Origin of the sequence: Amycolatopsis bullii (assembly GCF_014654205.1) — a bacterium.
Lineage (GTDB): Bacteria > Actinomycetota > Actinomycetes > Mycobacteriales > Pseudonocardiaceae > Amycolatopsis > Amycolatopsis plumensis.
Genome location: NZ_BNAW01000036.1, coordinates 1 through 16,196, shown reverse-complemented (window position 1 = coordinate 16,196; position 16,196 = coordinate 1). Strand labels below are relative to the sequence as shown.

At 70.2% G+C, this 16,196-nt stretch carries 12 protein-coding genes; 10 read left to right on the top strand and 2 right to left on the bottom strand.

Annotated elements, in window-relative coordinates; all coding sequences use genetic code 11:
- The first annotated feature begins 12 nt into the window (after positions 1-12).
- The 5 genes from IE317_RS30700 to IE317_RS30680 all read left to right on the top strand — a co-directional run bounded on the left by IE317_RS30700 (position 13) and on the right by IE317_RS30680 (position 7,075).
- Complete coding sequence (locus IE317_RS30700; RefSeq protein ID WP_191314843.1) at positions 13-1,749, top strand: ABC transporter family substrate-binding protein; 1,737 nt, start codon at positions 13-15, stop codon at positions 1,747-1,749.
- A gap of 290 nt (positions 1,750-2,039) precedes the next feature.
- Entirely contained in the window at positions 2,040-3,851 is a 1,812-nt protein-coding gene (locus IE317_RS30695; protein WP_191314842.1) for an ABC transporter family substrate-binding protein, read from the top strand.
- 186 nt (positions 3,852-4,037) lie between these two features.
- Positions 4,038-5,054, top strand: coding sequence for an ABC transporter permease (locus IE317_RS30690; RefSeq protein WP_191314841.1), 1,017 nt, complete (start codon positions 4,038-4,040; stop codon positions 5,052-5,054).
- Positions 5,047-5,976: an ABC transporter permease gene (locus tag IE317_RS30685; RefSeq protein ID WP_191314840.1), complete on the top strand. Its 930-nt coding sequence runs from the start codon at positions 5,047-5,049 to the stop codon at positions 5,974-5,976. The genes IE317_RS30690 and IE317_RS30685 overlap by 8 nt, the downstream gene beginning before the upstream one ends.
- 82 nt (positions 5,977-6,058) lie before the next feature.
- On the top strand, positions 6,059-7,075 hold the full coding sequence (locus tag IE317_RS30680) for an ABC transporter permease (RefSeq protein WP_191314839.1): 1,017 nt from the start codon (positions 6,059-6,061) through the stop codon (positions 7,073-7,075).
- Positions 7,076-7,206: 131 nt separating this feature from the next.
- Here IE317_RS30680 and IE317_RS30675 read toward each other — a convergent pair whose 3' ends face one another.
- Positions 7,207-8,988, bottom strand: a complete 1,782-nt coding sequence (locus tag IE317_RS30675; RefSeq protein WP_191314838.1) for an ABC transporter ATP-binding protein — start codon at positions 8,986-8,988, stop codon at positions 7,207-7,209.
- Between the two features lie 112 nt (positions 8,989-9,100).
- Here IE317_RS30675 and mshB point away from each other — a divergent pair, with 112 nt between their 5' ends.
- Genes mshB through IE317_RS30660 form a run of 3 tightly spaced genes read left to right on the top strand, consistent with a single transcriptional unit; the run spans position 9,101 to position 11,122 of the window.
- Positions 9,101-9,943, top strand: coding sequence for an N-acetyl-1-D-myo-inositol-2-amino-2-deoxy-alpha-D-glucopyranoside deacetylase (gene mshB / locus IE317_RS30670; protein WP_191314837.1), 843 nt, complete (start codon positions 9,101-9,103; stop codon positions 9,941-9,943).
- Positions 9,940-10,332, top strand: coding sequence for a hypothetical protein (locus IE317_RS30665; RefSeq protein ID WP_191314836.1), 393 nt, complete (start codon positions 9,940-9,942; stop codon positions 10,330-10,332). The genes mshB and IE317_RS30665 overlap by 4 nt, the downstream gene beginning before the upstream one ends.
- Complete coding sequence (locus IE317_RS30660) at positions 10,325-11,122, top strand: hypothetical protein (protein ID WP_191314835.1); 798 nt, start codon at positions 10,325-10,327, stop codon at positions 11,120-11,122. The genes IE317_RS30665 and IE317_RS30660 overlap by 8 nt, the downstream gene beginning before the upstream one ends.
- 29 nt (positions 11,123-11,151) lie before the next feature.
- On the opposite strand, the gene IE317_RS30655 is transcribed toward IE317_RS30660, so the two are convergent.
- Entirely contained in the window at positions 11,152-11,913 is a 762-nt protein-coding gene (locus tag IE317_RS30655; RefSeq protein WP_191314909.1) for a site-2 protease family protein, read from the bottom strand.
- Between the two features lie 264 nt (positions 11,914-12,177).
- Between IE317_RS30655 and IE317_RS30650 the strand changes: the two genes are divergently transcribed.
- Positions 12,178-12,465, top strand: coding sequence for a WhiB family transcriptional regulator (locus IE317_RS30650; RefSeq protein ID WP_167379630.1), 288 nt, complete (start codon positions 12,178-12,180; stop codon positions 12,463-12,465).
- A gap of 285 nt (positions 12,466-12,750) precedes the next feature.
- The gene (locus tag IE317_RS30645; RefSeq protein ID WP_373309154.1) at positions 12,751-16,065 is read left to right on the top strand and encodes a glycosyltransferase family 2 protein; all 3,315 of its coding nucleotides are present in this window, start codon (positions 12,751-12,753) and stop codon (positions 16,063-16,065) included.
- Positions 16,066-16,196: the final 131 nt, after the last annotated feature.

Here is a 16,196-nt window from a genome sequence, read left to right as displayed (position 1 = left end):
GAGGAACGGGGCGTGCGGGTGAATCGCAAGGCGGTGCCGGTACTGGCACTCGCGGCCGTGCTGCTCACCGCCTGCTCCAACACCCCGCCACCCCCGGTCGTGTCGTCGTCGGTCGCGCCCGTGTCCACCACCGGCAAGACGCCGTCGCAGATCGTCGTGGGCGTCGACGACGTGCTCGGCGGGTACAACCCGCACAACCTCGCGGACTCGTCCCAGGTCACCTCCGCGCTCTCGCAGCTGCTGCTGCCCTCGGTGTTCCGCCAGAAGGACGACGGCACCACCCAGCTCGACAAGAACCTGATGAAGTCCGCCGAGGTGATCTCGCAGCAGCCGTTCGTGGTGGCCTACGACATCCGGCCGGACGCGTCCTGGTCCGACGGCGCGCCCATCGCCGCCGAGGACTTCGACTACCTGCGCACCCAGATGCGCGACCAGCCCGGCGTGCTCGAGCCCGCCGGCTACCGGCAGATCACCGACCTGCAGTCCCGTGAGGGCGGCAAGCGCGTCGAGGTCACCTTCGCCAAGCCGTACCCGGGCTGGCAGACGCTGTTCTCCGACCTGCTGCCCGCCCACCTGCTCAAGGACGCGCCCGACGGCTGGCGGGGAGCGCTCGCGTCGAACTTCCCGGCCGTCGCCGGCCCGTTCTCGATCAAGAGCCTGGACACCGCCCGCGGCGAGGTGATCCTCGAGCGCAACGAGCGCTACTGGGAGAAGCCCGCGGCGATCGACCGGATCGTGCTCCGCCGCTCGGACCAGAACACGCTGCTGGCCGCGCTGCGCAGCGGCAACGACCAGTTCGCGCTGGCGCGCACGAGCGGCGACGAGCTCAAGCTGCTCGGCGAGCTCGGCCCGGCCGTCAAGCTGCACACGGTGGCCCGCCCGGTGGTGGCCGACGTGCTGCTGCGCCCGGTCAGCGCGACGCTGCAGGACGCCCAGGTCCGTGCGGGGATCGCCGCCTTGATCGACCGCACCAAGCTGATCACCGAAGGCGTCAACGGCGGCCCGTCGTCGACGCTGCACGCCGACGCGCAGGTGACCGCGCCGTCGGTGAAGGGGTACACGGCGACCATCCCGCCCGGTCCGCCCACCGCACCCGACATCGCCAAGGCCGAGCAGTCGCTGCAGGCGGCCGGCTACACGAAGACCGCGGGCACCTGGCGCAAGAACGGCCGGGCGCTCTCGCTGGTCATCGCCTCCCCGGCCGCCCAGGAGCCGTACGCGACGATCGCCAAGGAGCTCACCAGCCAGCTCGCGGCGCAGGGCATCGAGGTGAGCCCGATCACGCCGCAGCCGCGCGACCTGTTCGGCGGCCTGCTGGCGATGCCGGTCGTGAACGGGGTCCAGCAGCCGACCGGCGACTCGGCGGGCAACGTCGGGGTCGACATCGCCGTCGTCCCGCAGGCGGTCGGCGGCGACACCGCGTCGGTCCTCGCGTCGACGTTCGGCTGCCGCCCGGAGCAGACGGCCGCGGGCGCGGACAAGACCAAGCCCGTCGTCCCGGGCAACGCGGCCGGCTTCTGCGACCCGGCGCTGCAGCCGTCGATCGACGCGGCCCTGTCCGGATCGACCCCGCTCACCGAGGCGCTCACCACTCTTGAGCCTGAACTTTGGCGCCAGAACGTGGTGATTCCGTTGTTCCAAATGGCTGACACCCTGGCGATCGGATCGGGCATCTCGGGCGTCACCCCCGGTCCCCCCATGGTGGGCCCGTTCGGGTCGGCGGTGAACTGGACTCGCGGCCCGAAGTAATCGGTTGGCTACGCATTCAGTACTACCGGGTGATCTTTACCAACGCCTTCGAGTGGGACGTTGTGAATCCATGAGGTAACCGCCGTATTTCTGGATGTCGACTGGAAGTCACCCTTTGGTCACGATCGACCCTGAACTGGTGACTGTCGGTGCTTTTCCTTTCTAGCGTGCTCCCGCAGTGCGCCAGTTGAGTGTCGCTTGGCGTGTCGTAGGCTCCGGCCCAACCAAACCGGAGCGGTGTGGGCCCTTGTCCCGATATTCAAGGGCTCAGTGCTAGGAGGGCACACTTCATGAGGAGATCCAAAGCAGTCTCCGCTTTGTCGCTCGTCGCCGGCGCCTCGCTGTTGCTGAGCGCTTGCAGCGGTGGTGATTCGGGTTCGGGCAACACCGATCAGAACGGATCGTCGACCGACGTCAAGGCGATGGCTGTCGGCAAGGCCGAGACCGGCGACCTGTTCAAGCTCGCGGACACCCCGGGGTACGACGGCACGGTCACGATCGGTATCGACGACGGGTACTCGGGGTACAACAACCAGACCCCGGACACCAACAGCTCGTACAACAACTACGTGTTGACCGCGGTGCTCTCCGGCACGTTGAAGCTCGACGGCAACAACAAGGTGCTGCTGAACAGCGACGTCTTCGAGTCGTGGGACATCACGCAGAAGGACCCGCAGCAGGTCACCTACAAGATCAAGCCGAACATCAAGTGGTCGGACGGTCAGCCCTACGACTGCAAGGACATGTACCTGGCGTGGCTGTCGCAGAGCGGCCTGGCCAAGGGCCCGGACGGCAAGAACCCGTTCAACTCGGCGTCGAACACCGGTTACGACCTGATCAAGCAGGCCACCTGCAAGGACCCGCTGACCTTCGTCACCGACTACAGCGAGCCCTACCTCGACTACAAGGGCCTGTTCAACTCGCCGGCGATCATGCCGGCGCACATCCTCGAGGCCAAGACCGGCATCTCGGACATCACCAAGCTGGCCCCGACCGGCGACCCGGCCCAGATCAAGGCCGCCGGTGACTTCTGGACGAACGAGTGGAAGGGCTTCAAGGCGGACATCATGCCCGCTTCCGGCCCGTACAAGATCACCGCGTTCGACGCCAACCAGAAGGCCGTCACCCTCGAGAAGAACCCGCTGTGGGCGGGCGGCAAGGGTGGCCCGTCGAAGATCGTCGTCAAGGCGATGGAAGACACCAAGGCCATGGCGACCGCGCTGCAGAACGGTGAGATCGACGTTGCCGCGTCGACCCAGCCGGACGCCACCGCGGCCCAGACGATGAAGGGCCTCGCGGCCCAGGGCGTCGTCTACGGTTCGGCCCCGCAGCTGACCTACGAGCACCTCGACCTGAACTTCAAGCGCATGTTCGCCGACAAGGACCTCCGCAAGGCGTTCCTCGAGTCGATCAACCGCAAGGAGATCACGGACAAGCTGCTCAAGGAGGTCCAGGCGGACGCGGAGCCGCTGAACAGCGTCGTGTTCTTCCAGGGTGAAGAGGGCTACACCGACCTGTACAGCAGCAAGGCGGGCCTGGGCGCCGAGGCGGCGGCCAAGACGCTGACCGACGCCGGCTGGAAGAAGGGCGCCGACGGCATCTTCGCCAAGGGCACCCAGCGGGCCGAGTTCAAGATCACGCACAACCAGAACGCGCGCCGCAGCCAGACCGTCGAGATCATCATCTCGCAGGCCAAGGCGGCCGGCATCGAGGTCAAGGACGAGACCGACGCCAACTTCCTCAAGGGTGGCCGCGTCTCGACCGGTGACTACGACGTCGCGCTGTTCGGCTGGTCGGCCCAGCCGTTCAAGGCGGAGTCCCGCTCGATCTACATCTGCCCGGACAAGGGCGGCGAGCAGAACTACCAGAACCTCTGCGACCCGAAGATCGACGACGCCTACAACGCTGCGGTGAAGGCGACCGACGAGCAGGTCAAGCTGCAGAAGTACCAGGAGGCCGACAAGGCCATCGCCGACGACTACGCGACCCTGCCGCTGTTCCAGACGCCGAGCATGTGGGCGTTCAAGGGCATCGACCGCGTCTACATGCAGTCGTACGACGGTGTTCTGTGGAACGTCGGCGAGTGGGAGCAGAAGAAGTAGGGCTCGTCCCGCCTCTTCTTTCCCCTCGCTCCAGATGACCTGGGAGGTACCGGGGTCCGGCCACAAGCCGGGCCCCGGTACCCACCGGAAGTAGCTGTTGACCGTAGGGTTACCGCCACTACGGTAGACAACCGGGTAGCGGTCCAGCGCACTTCTGACGACCAGGCCCGGATGAGGAGCAGTTCGTTGAACCTGGTGATCTACATCCTTCGCCGTCTGGCGATATCGATCCCCGTCCTCCTGGTCGGGACTTTCTTGTGTTTCGTGATGGTCGCCGGCACCGGTGACCCGCTCGGCGAGCTGCGGCAGAACCCGACCATCAGCAAGGAAGCGCTGGCCGCCACGGCCGCCAAGCTCGGTCTCGACCAGGGCATCGTGCCCCGCTACTTCACGTGGCTGGGTGACTTCCTGAGCGGGAACTGGGGCATCTCCATCGCGCAGGGCAACGCCCTCGCGCCGGTCGCCCCCAAGGTGATGGCCGCCTTCGGCGTCACCCTCAAGCTGGTCGTTGGCGCCGAGATCCTCGCGCTGATCATCGGCATCATCGTCGGCGTGCTCGCCGCGGTGAAGCAGTACTCGATCATCGACTACCTCGCGACCACCCTCGCCTTCCTGCTCTTTTCGATGCCGATCTTCTGCGTCGCGATCGTGCTGAAGCGCTACGCGATCGAGATCAACGGCTGGGTCCGCGACCTCGGCCTCTCCGACGTCCTCGGCAACCCGTGGCTGCGCACGACCAGCCCGGAGCAGCTGAAGACCGACGGCGTCGGCGACTTCATCACCAGCACCATCGGCGCGTACCTGCTGCCGACCCTGTCGATCATGGCGATCAGCTTCGCCGCGTACAGCCGGTTCCAGCGCGCCTCGATGCTCGAGGTGATGGGCTCGGACTACGTGCGCACCGCGCGCGCCAAGGGCCTGGCCAACGGCCGGGTCATCTTCCGGCACGCGTTCCGCAACGCGCTGATCCCCGTGTCGACGCTGTTCTCGGTCAACTTCGGCTCGGTCCTCGCCGGCGCCATCATCACCGAGACGGTGTTCAACTGGCACGGTATGGGCACATTGCTGGTGGAAGCCGTCACGAAGAACGACACTCAGGTGATGATGGGTTGGCTCGTGGTGATCGCCAGCAGTGTCATCGTCGCCAACCTGATCGCCGACCTGATGTACGGCATCCTGGACCCGAGGATTCGCGTTGGCTGACTTGAACTCTCTTCTCGCGACCGAGACCGCCGCGGCCGAAGGCACGCTGCCGCCGGACGCGCTGCCGGAACCGCGGAGCCAGGGCAAGCTGGTCCTGCGGAAGTTCCTGCACCACAAGCTGGCGATGGCGTCGTCGGCCGTGCTGATCCTGATCGTGCTGATCAGCATCCTGCTGCCGATCTTCTGGAAGCACAGCTACCAGGACAGCTCGTTCCCGTCGTTCGCCAAGCCCAGCGCGGAGTTCCCGCTCGGGACGACGCAGGTCGGCAAGGACATGGTGTCGCAGGTGCTGCGCGGCACGCAGTACTCGCTGCTCATCGCGCTCACGGTGTCGATCCTGGCCACCGTGATCGGCGTCGTGTTCGGCGCGGTCGCCGGCTACCTGCGCGGGTTCTCCGACTCGGCCATCTCCCGGGTGACGGACCTGTTCCTGATCATCCCGCAGATCGCCGCGGCGGCCATCCTCGCCAAGGTGTTCGGCGGCGGTTCCTGGTACATCGTCGCGCTGGTGCTGGCGGCGTTCGGCTGGATGCAGATCGCCCGGATCACCCGCGCCGAGGCGATGTCGCTGTCCCAGCGCGAGTTCGTCGACGCGGCTCGCGCGTCGGGCGCCGGAACGTTCCGGATCATCTTCAAGCACCTGGTGCCGAACATGGTCGGCAGCATCACGGTCAACGCGACCCTCGCGGTCGCGCAGGCCGTGCTGGCGGAAGCCGCGCTGTCGTTCATCGGCCTCGGTGTCCAGCTGCCGGACACCTCGCTCGGCCGCGTCATCCTGGAGAACTACGCCCAGCTGCAGACCCGGCCGGCGCTGTTCTTCGGGCCGTTCATCGTGCTCGTGCTGATTTCACTGACGATCAACTTCATCGGTGACGGTCTTCGCGACGCCTTCGACCCGCGCCAGCGGAGAATGAAGGCCTGAACGCACGACGCGGGGGTGACCGGTTCCGGTCGCCCCCGCGTCCGTTTCCGCGCAGGGTGATCGCCGGACCTGGGGGTTTCGGATGAATCTCGTGCTGTACGTGCTGCGCCGGCTGGCCATCTCCGTCCCGGTCCTGCTGGTGGGCACGTTCCTGTGTTTCGTCATGGTGGCCAACACCGGCGACCCGCTCGGCGAAATCCGCAGCAAGCCGGGGATCAGCGCGGCGGCGATCGCCGAGACCGAGCAGAAGCTCGGCCTGGACCAGAGCGTCGTCGCCCGCTACTTCACCTGGCTGGGGCACTTCCTGACCGGCGACTGGGGCATCTCGATCGCCCAGGGCAACGCGTTCGCCCCGGTGCAGCCGAAGGTGATGGCCGCGTTCAAGGTGACGCTGGAACTGGTGCTGACGGCGTCGGTGCTGGCCCTGGTCTTCGGCGTCCTGGTGGGTGTCCTCGCCGCCGTCAAGCAGTACTCGATCTGGGACTACCTGGCCACGACGCTGGCGTTCCTGATGTTCTCGATGCCCATCTTCTGCGTGGCGATCGTCCTCAAGGGCTACGCGATCCGCGCCAACATCTGGGTCCGGGACCTGGGCCTGTCCGACGTCCTCGGCGACCCGTGGCTGCGGACGACGAGCCCGGAGAGCCTCTCGGCCACCGGAGTCGGCGACGCGCTCGCGAAGTACGTCGGCGCGTTCCTGCTGCCCACGCTGTCGATCATGGCGATCACGTTCGCCGCGTACAGCCGGTTCCAGCGGGCGTCGATGCTGGAGGTCCTCGGGGCCGACTACGTGCGCACAGCGCGCGCCAAGGGCGTCTCGAACAGCCGCGTGATCTGGCGCCACGCGTTCCGCAACGCGCTGATCCCGGTGATGACGCTGTTCTCGGTCAACTTCGGCGCCACGGTGACGGGCGCGATCATCACCGAGACGGTCTTCAACTGGCACGGCATGGGCACGCTGCTGGTGGAGGCGGTCAACAAGAACGACCCCCAGGTCCTGATGGGCTGGCTGGTCGTGATCGCGGCCAGCGTGGTCATCGCCAACCTGGTCGCAGACCTCCTGTACGGCATCCTCGACCCCCGCATCCGCGTCGGCTGAGATGCCCCTCCGATCACGCGTGATGCCCCTCCAGACACGCGTGATGCCCACCTGAGCACACGTAAGACCCCTCCAGACACGTCGAAGGGCCCGCACCCCACCCGGGTGCGGGCCCTTCGCCGGTCAGTCCGTCAGTCGGCAACCGGGGCCAGCCGGCCGGCCTCCCAGGCCGCGCGGCGCTCGGCCTGCAGCACCGGGTCCGCGACCGGGGCCGCCGACAGCAGGCGCTTCGTGTACTCCTGCTGGGGCGAGTGCAGCACCTGGTCACGGGTGCCGACCTCGACCAGCTTGCCGTGCTGCATCACCGCGACGCGGTCGGCCAGCAGGTCGACCACCGCCAGGTCGTGGCTGATGAACAGGCAGGCGAACTGCAGCGACTGCTGCAGGTCGAGGAACAGGTCCAGCACGCGGGCCTGCACCGACACGTCCAGCGCCGACGTCGGCTCGTCCGCGATCAGCAGCGCCGGGTCGAGCGACAGCGCGCGGGCGATCGCCACGCGCTGGCGCTGGCCGCCGGACAGCTCGTGCGGGTAGCGGTTCATGTAGTGCCCGCCCAGCTCGACCTTGTCGAGCAGCGACCGGACCCGCGCCGACAGCTCCTTGCCGGCCAGCACCTTGTGCAGCACCATCGGCTCGGCGATCGACTCGCCGATCGTCATCTTCGGGTCCAGCGTCGACGCCGGGTCCTGGAACACGATCGAGAAGAACCGGCGAAGCGGCCGGATCTCCTTCGCCGACATCGTCGTGATGTCCTTGCCCGCGATCGCGATCGTGCCCTGGGTCGCGCGCAGCAGGCCGACGGCGCAGCGGCCGACCGTCGACTTGCCCGAGCCGGACTCGCCGACCAGGCCGACGATCTCGCCCTTGGCGATGGTCAGCGAGACGTCGTCGACCGCGCGGTTCTTGGCCTGGCCGCGGCGGCCCGGGTACTCGAGCACGAGGTTCTTGATCTCGAGGGCCGGTGCGGCCTCCTCGATGACGGCCTCGAGCTCCTTGTCGGCCAGCCGGATCTCCTCGGCGATCCTGGCCGCCTCGGTGCTGTCGCCGGCGATCCCGGAGTCCTCCAGGAGACGACGGCCCTCGGGGCGCTGGCCGAGCACCGGCACCGCGGCGAGCAGCCGCCGGGTGTAGTCCTCCTTCGGCGACGCGAACAGCTCGCGCACCGGCGCCTCTTCGACGATCTCGCCCTGGTACATCACGATGACGCGGTCGGCCATGTCGGCGACGACGCCCATGTCGTGGGTGATCAGCACGATCGCCGTGTCCAGCGTGTCGCGCAGCTTGCGCAGCAGGCCGAGGATCTCCGCCTGGACCGTGACGTCGAGCGCCGTGGTCGGCTCGTCGGCGATGATGACCTTCGGGTCGCACGCGATCGCCATGGCGATGACGACGCGCTGGCGCAGGCCGCCCGAAAGCTGGTGCGGGTACTGCTTGAACCGCAGCTCGGGGTTCGGGATGCCGACCATGTCGAGCAGCTCGACCGCCCGCTTGTCGGCGGCGTCCTTGGCGATGTCGAGGTGGGACCGCAGGGCCTCGCGCAGCTGCCAGCCGACCGTGTAGACCGGGTTCAGCGCCGTCATCGGCTCCTGGAAGATCATCGCGACCTGGTTGCCGCGGATCTTCTGCATGTCCTTCTCTTTGAGATCCGCCAGGTTGCGCTCGCCGAGGCGCAGTTCACCGGCGATCCGGCTGGTCTTGGGCAGCAGGCCCAGCACCGACATCGACGTGACGGACTTGCCGGACCCGGACTCCCCGACCACGGCCACGATCTCGCCGGGCTGCACGTCGAACCCGATGCCCTTGACGGCGTTCACGACGCCGTCCTCGGTCTGGAACGACACGCTGAGGTCGGAAATGGACAGGACCGATCCTGACACGCCGGCGACGTCCGCCGAAGTTGCTTCAGTGCTCACCAGATGCCCTTCGTGGGGGTACAGACCGTCACGACGCGGCGGTCGCGACTCGCGCGAGGATAACCGAGGGTGTCCCCGACGAAGGTCGGAGCACGGGAATTACGCTCAACCCGTGATCTCCCCGGTATCGCGAAGGCTGCTGTTCGTCCACGCCCATCCCGACGACGAAAGCATCACCACCGGCGCCTCGATCGCACGATACGCCGCGGAAGGCGCCGAGGTGACCGTGGTGACCTGCACGCTGGGTGAGGAAGGCGAGATCATGGCCGGCCTGCCCGAGCTCGCCGGGCTGGGCGCCTGGGCCGCCGACCAGCTGGGCGGCTACCGCGTCGCCGAGCTGAAGGCCGCGTGCGCCGCACTGGGGGTGTCGCGGCACCGTTTCCTGGGCGGCATCGGCCGGTGGCGCGATTCGGGCATGGCGGGTACGCCGTCGGCGTCGCACCCGCGGGCGTTCACCGGGGGCAGCGCCGAGGAGCAGACCGCGCAGCTGGCGGAGCTCCTCGACGAGGTCCGGCCCCAGGTCGTCGTGACTTATGACGCCTTCGGCGGCTACGGCCACCCCGACCACATCCGCGCCCACGAAATCACGATGGCGGCGGCGGCCGGGGCCGGTTCGGTGGCGCGGATGTTCCACACGGTGACGTCGAAGAGCGCGGTGCGTGCCGGGCTGGCCGCGCTGCGTGCGGGCGAGACCCGCTACCGCGTGCCGGAGGACGACGAGCTGCCCGCGACGCCCGACGAGGAGATCACCACGGTGCTCGACGTCGCCGCGTACGTCCCGGCGAAGCTGGCGGCCCTGCGTGCGCACGCGACGCAGCTGGACGTGGTCGAGGGCGACGTCCCGTACTTCGCGCTCACGAACGAGATCGCCCAGCCGATCCCCGCGAAGGACTGCTTCGTGCTGGCCCACGGCCCGGCCGAGGGCGCGGCGGACGACCTGTTCGGCGGGCTGTGACCGTGGACGAGCGGCTGACGCTCGAACAGGGGCTGCTGCTCGCGCTGCTCGCCGTCGACACGGTGCTGCTGGCCCTGCTGGAGCTGTTCTTCCTGCCGCTGCGCATCGGCGTGGTCCCGCTGCCGGTGACGGTGCTCGTGGGCGCCGTCACCACGCCGTGGCTGGTGTGGACCACGGCGAAGCTGGTGCGGCCCGGGCTTTCCTGGGTACCCCTCGCGGTGTGGGTGCTCGTCGTGTTCGGGGTCGGCATGCTGGGCCCGGGCGGTGACCTGGTGCTGATCCAGGACTGGCGGGCGTTGCTGCTGCTCGGCGCGAGCGCGCTGCCGGGCGCGATGGTGCTGGGCGGCGCGCCGCGCCGGTCGGCGGGAAGGGGACCGGGACGTGGGTGAGACGATCTCCGACCGGCAGGTCGTGGCCGTGCTGCGGCCGTTCGTGCGTGCGTGCGGGCCGATGCTGGACGCGCTGCGCGAGTCCGATCCGTTCGGCCTGCAGGCGCGGGCGGCCGAGGACCTGGCCGAGGTCGAGTCCGGGCTGAAGGCGAAGCTGATCCACGGCGTCACGTCGGTGAAGGTGCCGGGCACGGCGGCGTGGGCGCGGATGACGGGCTACGACCGGTCGAGCTGGTGGATGAACCGCGTCGGCCGCTTCACCGCGCTGCTGACGTCGATCCCCGGGCTGGGCGGCGCGCTGGCCGACCGGCTCCCGGTGCAGGACGCCCTCGGCGCGGCGTCCCAGGGCCTGTTGCTGTGCGCGATCGCGGGCGAGTACGGGGTGACCGACGTCGGAACGCGGGTGCGGCTCATCGCGTGGGTGCTCTTCGAGCGCACCATCGATCCCGACCTGGCGGCGGGCAAACACGCGGAGCACGACGAAGCCGCGGAGGCGGACGAAGCGGCGAAGCTGACCGAAGAACTGAGGGCGTCGGAGAAGAAGCACGGCAAGGCCACGGTGAAGGCGGCCGGCCGGACGCTGTGGCGGCTGGGCCGCGGCTTGCTGGGCATCACCGGGGAACTGGAGAAGCGCCCCCGCGGCAACCTGTTCCACCGCGCGCTCGGCATGCTCCCGGTCGTCGGTGCGGCGGGCGACTACCTCGGGGAGCGGTCGGGCCTGCGCGTGGTGTGGAAGCGCGCGCACGGCTGGCTCACCGAGCACGCGCCACCCGCCACGGCACCGCGCTGATCATTCCCGCGCGGCGCCGATCCCCAGCCTCAGCGCCAGAACTGGAAGACCGAGTTGCCGAAGACGGCGAGCCGCCGGGAACCGCCGAACGTGTCGTAGATCCAGTCCGCGCCGGCCCAGAGGGCGTCCCGCGCCGGGTCGAAGAACCACAGGATCGCGAACAGGATGATCGGCGCCCACGGGCGGACCTGCGCGCCCAGTTCGCGGGCCCGCGGCGGCAGGTACGGCTCGAGCGCGCCCCAGCCGTCGAGGCCGGGAATGGGGAGGATGTTCAAGAGGAAGGTCAGGACCTGCAGGAGGGTCAGGTAGGAGATCGCGATGGCGAGGCCGCCCGCCATCGGGACCACCGCGACCACCAGCGCCAGCGCCGCCCCGACCGCGAGGTTGCTCAGCGGCCCGGCCAGCGAAACCCACGAAGACGTCCCGCGCGAGCGCAGCGCGCCCCGGTTGATCCACACCGCGCCGCCCGGCAGCGGGATGCCGCCGATGATGAGGAAGATCAACGGCAGGATGATCGACAGGACGGGATCGGTGTACTTCCGCACGTCCAGCGTCAGGTAACCCTTGTGGGCGACGCTGTAGTCGCCGCCGCGGTAGGCGACCAACGCGTGCCCGAACTCGTGCAGCGACAGCGACGCCACCCAGCCGGCGGCGACGAAGATCACCACGCCGGCGATGAGCAGCGGATCGCGGTCGCGGACGAAAACGGTGTTGACGTCACCGAACGCGGCCATGGCGCCACCGGCGACGGTGAGCGCGAGGATGCCGAGGAAGACCGGGCTGGGGCGCACTGCTGACTTCTGCACGTGCTCCAGTCTTCCGTATGCCCGGTGTGAAGTTACCGGCGTGTCCCCTTGCGCGATCGGGCCGGAACGTCCCCCGAACTCGCTACTCCGCTTGACCTGACCGCACTACACGGGTGTAATCACAGTGATGTCATTCGCCGCCGAGAGGGGACGGCGAGTGTCGTTTCACCACCGCCAGCCTGGGGAGTGCTAGGGAGCGAGGAGGCGGACGTGCGGTTGGAAGCCGATGGGAAGGAATGGGGGCACGTCATGAGTTGGGGCGAGATCCCGGAGCAGGCTCTGGGAGATCTCACCGAGCTCATCGATGCCACCGAAGAAGAGCAGGATTGGCAGGAACGCGCCCTGTGCGCGCAGACGGACCCGGAGGCGTTCTTCCCCGAGAAGGGCGGCTCCACCCGCGAAGCCAAGCGGATCTGCCTGGGCTGCGAGGTCAAGGACGAGTGCCTTGAGTACGCATTGGCCCACGACGAGCGCTTCGGCATCTGGGGCGGTCTGTCCGAGCGGGAGCGCCGCAAGCTGAAGAAACGCGCGATTTAGGGAGAGGTGTGTCCGCGGAACGCGCGGACCATGATCGCTCGTTTCAGTGTCTTCTGGGGGTGCAACCCCCAGACCCCGCCCGGGGGCAAGCCCCCGGACCCCCGCGTTGCCCGGCCCGAGCGTGGATGGGCTCGGCTCCGCGGCGAGATTCATGGCGAATCGCCGGTGATGTTCGCGTCACCGGCGATTTCCCTTGGGTGAAGTCTCGGCGTGGGCTCACCATCGGGTGACGGGCCGGGGCCGTAGGGTGGCCGCACCGACTGCCCGCCTCATCTGGAGCGTTCGTTGCCCCCCGTCTCGCGCACCGCGCCCGTTCTGGCCATTGTGGTCTGTCACAACGGCGAAAACTGGCTGCCGCTGGCGCTTTCCGCGTTGCGCCGCAGCAGCGTCCGGCCCCGGCACGTGCTCGCCGTGGACACCGGCTCCACCGACGCGACCCCGCGGCTGCTCGCCGAGGCTGCCGCGGATCCCGGGCCGGATTCTTCTCCCGTGCTCTCCGGGGTCGTCACGCTCTCGAGTGAGACCGGCTTCGCGGCCGCGGTCGCCGAAGCCGTCGGGCACGCCACCGAACGCTGGGGCGACCCCGGTTCCTGGCTGTGGCTGCTGCACGACGACTGCGCGCCCGAACCCGACTGCCTCGAGCAGCTGCTCCACACCGCCACGAAGGAACCGTCGGCCACCGTGCTCGGCGCGCTCGGCCTCGACTGGACCGATCCGCGGCTGATCGTCGAAGCCGGCCTGTCCACCGACGCCGCCGGGCACCGCCAGCAGGTCGCCACCACCGGCGAGGACCCCCTGGAAGTGCTCGCCGTGCCCAGCGCCGGCTCGCTCGTGCGCCGCGACGCCTGGGACTCCCTCGGCGGCTTCGACCCGGATTTCCCGTTGCTGCGCGAAGATCTCGACTTCGGCTGGCGCGCGAACGCGGCCGGCGGCGTGGTCCTGTCCGTGCCGCTCGCCCGCGTGCGGCACGCCCGGGCCGTCACCACCGGACGGCGGACGGCGGACGCGCTCCCCGGCCCCGTGGCCGCCGCGAACCGCGCCCACGGGCTGCGCGTGTTCCTGGTGAACTGCTCGCCGTTTTCCTTCTGGCTCGGCATGATCCGGCTTCCGCTGCTCGCGGTGCTGCGCGCGCTGGCCTTCGTCCTGCTGCGCCGCACCGGGGAAGCACGGTCCGAGCTGGCCGCCGCCGCGTACCTCCTCAGTGGACGCGGCGGATTGCGCGCCGCGCGTGCCCACCGGCGGCGGAATCCGCGGCCGGGCACGGTCCGCGGGCTCTTCACCGGCCGCTGGACCCGGCTGCGCAACGCCGTCCGCGCCGGAGTCGTCGGCTTGGTGCGCCGCGGCGTCGAGAACGACGTCGCCCTCGGCCGGGTGCCCGAGACCGTCGAGACAGAGTCGGCGTGGGTGACGCCGGAAGCGCTCGACGCCCGCGACCACCGTCCGGTCGGCCCCGACGCGCTGCCCGCGGGCGCGCTGCGCGGAGTCAGCTCGCGCGGGTCCGGGCTGCGTCGTCCGGGCACGCTCGTCGCCGTCGCGTTGCCGGAAACCCCGGCGCCCCGCGCCGAAGACACCGAAGACGCCGAAGACACCGCCGCAGACGCCTCCGAAGCCGAAGAGCCGGAATCCGAACTCGTCTTCGTGGAGGTGAACCGCCGCCGGGTGCTGGCGGCGACGATCTTCGCGCCGCCCGTGGTCCTGCTCGTCGTGCTCACCGCGCTCGGCCTGGTCGTCAACCGCGCCCGGCTCGGCCTCGACCTCTTCGGCGGCAAGCTGCTCCCGGTCGGCGGGCTGGGGGAGCTCTGGACGACGTACCTGACGCCGTGGCACGCGATCGCGGGCGGCACCGGCGCGCCCGCGTCGGCCACCCTGCCGGTGCTCGGCACGCTCGGCGCGGTGTTCGCGCCGATCGGCGGCCCGGCCGCGCTGGTGGCGATCCTCCTCATCGGCGACATCCCGCTCGCGGCACTGAGCGCGTACGCGGCGACGAGGCGGCTTCGCGTGCGCCGCTGGGTCCGCGCGGTCGTCGCGGCGACCTACGCGCTCCTGCCTGCCGCGACCGCCGGCGTGGCGCAGGGCCGGCTCGACGTCGTCGTGGTGCACCTCGTGCTGCCGCTGGTGGCCGCGGGCATCGCCGGGCTGCTCGTGCACGCGGACACGCGCTGGCTGCACGTGTCGGCGCTCTCGGCGTTCGGGGTGGCGCTGCTCGGCGCGTTTTCGCCGCTGGCGCACGGGCTCGCGCTCGCCGGGCTGCTGATCGGGTTCGTCGTGCTGCCCGCGCCGACCGGGCTGGCCCGCCGGATCGCGTCGGTCGGGATCGTGGTGCTGCTGCCGCTGGCGCTGCTGCTGCCGTGGCCGACCGTGCTGCTGAAGCACCCGGAACTGCTCGTGCAGGGGCTCGGCGGGGCCGCTGCGCCCGTTTCCGGCACGGATCTCGCCGGGCTCGACCCGGGCGGGCCGGGCGCCTGGCCGCTCGGCGTCGCGGTGATCGCCGCGGCGCTGGTGGCCGTGGTCGTCCGGCCGACGAAGCTCGCGGCCGGCGGGGTCGCGCTCGCGGCGCTGGGCGCGGCCGGCCTGGTGCTGGTGCGGCTGGTGACGGCGCCCCCGCTGCAGGGCGGCACGCCGTCGCACGGTTACGCGGGCGTGCCGCTGCTGATCGTCGGCGCCGGGCTGCTGTGGGTGGTGCTCGGGTCGTGGCAGCGCGGCGGCACGGCCGGGGTGCCGGCCGCGTGGCTGCCGAAGGTCATGGCGGTGGCCGGGGTGGCGGTGTTCCTGGCCCTGGCGGCGGGCGCGGTGGTCGTCGGGTCGCAGGGCCCGCTGCGGGCCGGTTCGCGGCCTTCGCTGGCTCCGGAGGTGACGGCCGAGCTGGCGGCGTCCGGCCGGTCGGTGCTCGACCTGGCCCCGGACGCGACCCGCCAGCTCGGCGGCCGCCTCCCGCACTACGGCGACGACGAGCTGGCCCCGACACCCGGCACCCCGGCCCGCCTGACGTCGTGGCGCGTCAGCCTCGGCCGCGGCGACGCGGCGGCGGTCCAGGGCGCGCTCGCGGCGGCCGCGGCGGCGGGCGTCCAGTTCGTGGTGCTCCCCCCGGGAGTCGACCCGAAGGCGTACCTCCCGCTGGCGAAGGACCTGCTGTCGGTGGCGGCGCCGACATCCGACGGCCGCGGCGTCCTCCGGCTGGTGCCCCCGGCCGGCCAGGTGATCTTGATCTCGCCGGAGCTGGCCAAAGCGGCGGTCACGGGCGGCGGCGCGCCCGGGAATTCGCCGGGCGTGGCACCGGTCCGGGCGGATCTGCCGGACGTGCGCGTGAGGGTGTCCGACGGCCCGACCGGCCGGCTCCTGGTGCTGGCGGCAGAGCAGGAGCCGGGCTGGAAGGCGACGGTGGCCGGCAAGCCGGTCCCGATCGTCCCGGCGTGGGGCCACCAGGTAGCGGTATCGGTGCCCCCGACATCGGCAGAGGTGACGGTGGAGTACCCGGGAACGGAGCGGAACTTGCTCCTCCTGGCCCAGCTGGCGGCAGTGCTGTTCACGCTCCTCACGGCGGTCCCCGCCCCGCGGGGGCTTGCCCCAAGGAAGGAGCAGGGTGGTCATCCCGTCGCCTGAGGCCGTCAAATCACTTTGAGCCGGGCCCGCAACCGACAGCGCAACGTGAGGTGGCAGCGCAAGCTTGCGGGCCCGGCTCAAAGTGATAGGCCTCGTTCAGGCGACGGGATGACCACCCAGCGGCCCACCTC

Excerpts from the sequence above, each read along its gene's own strand:
- IE317_RS30695 (WP_191314842.1), top strand. The coding sequence starts at position 2,040 with ATGAGGAGATCCAAAGCAGTCTCCGCTTTGTCGCTCGTCGCCGGCGCC.
- IE317_RS30680 (WP_191314839.1), top strand. The coding sequence starts at position 6,059 with ATGAATCTCGTGCTGTACGTGCTGCGCCGGCTGGCCATCTCCGTCCCG.
- IE317_RS30650 (WP_167379630.1), top strand. The coding sequence starts at position 12,178 with ATGAGTTGGGGCGAGATCCCGGAGCAGGCTCTGGGAGATCTCACCGAG.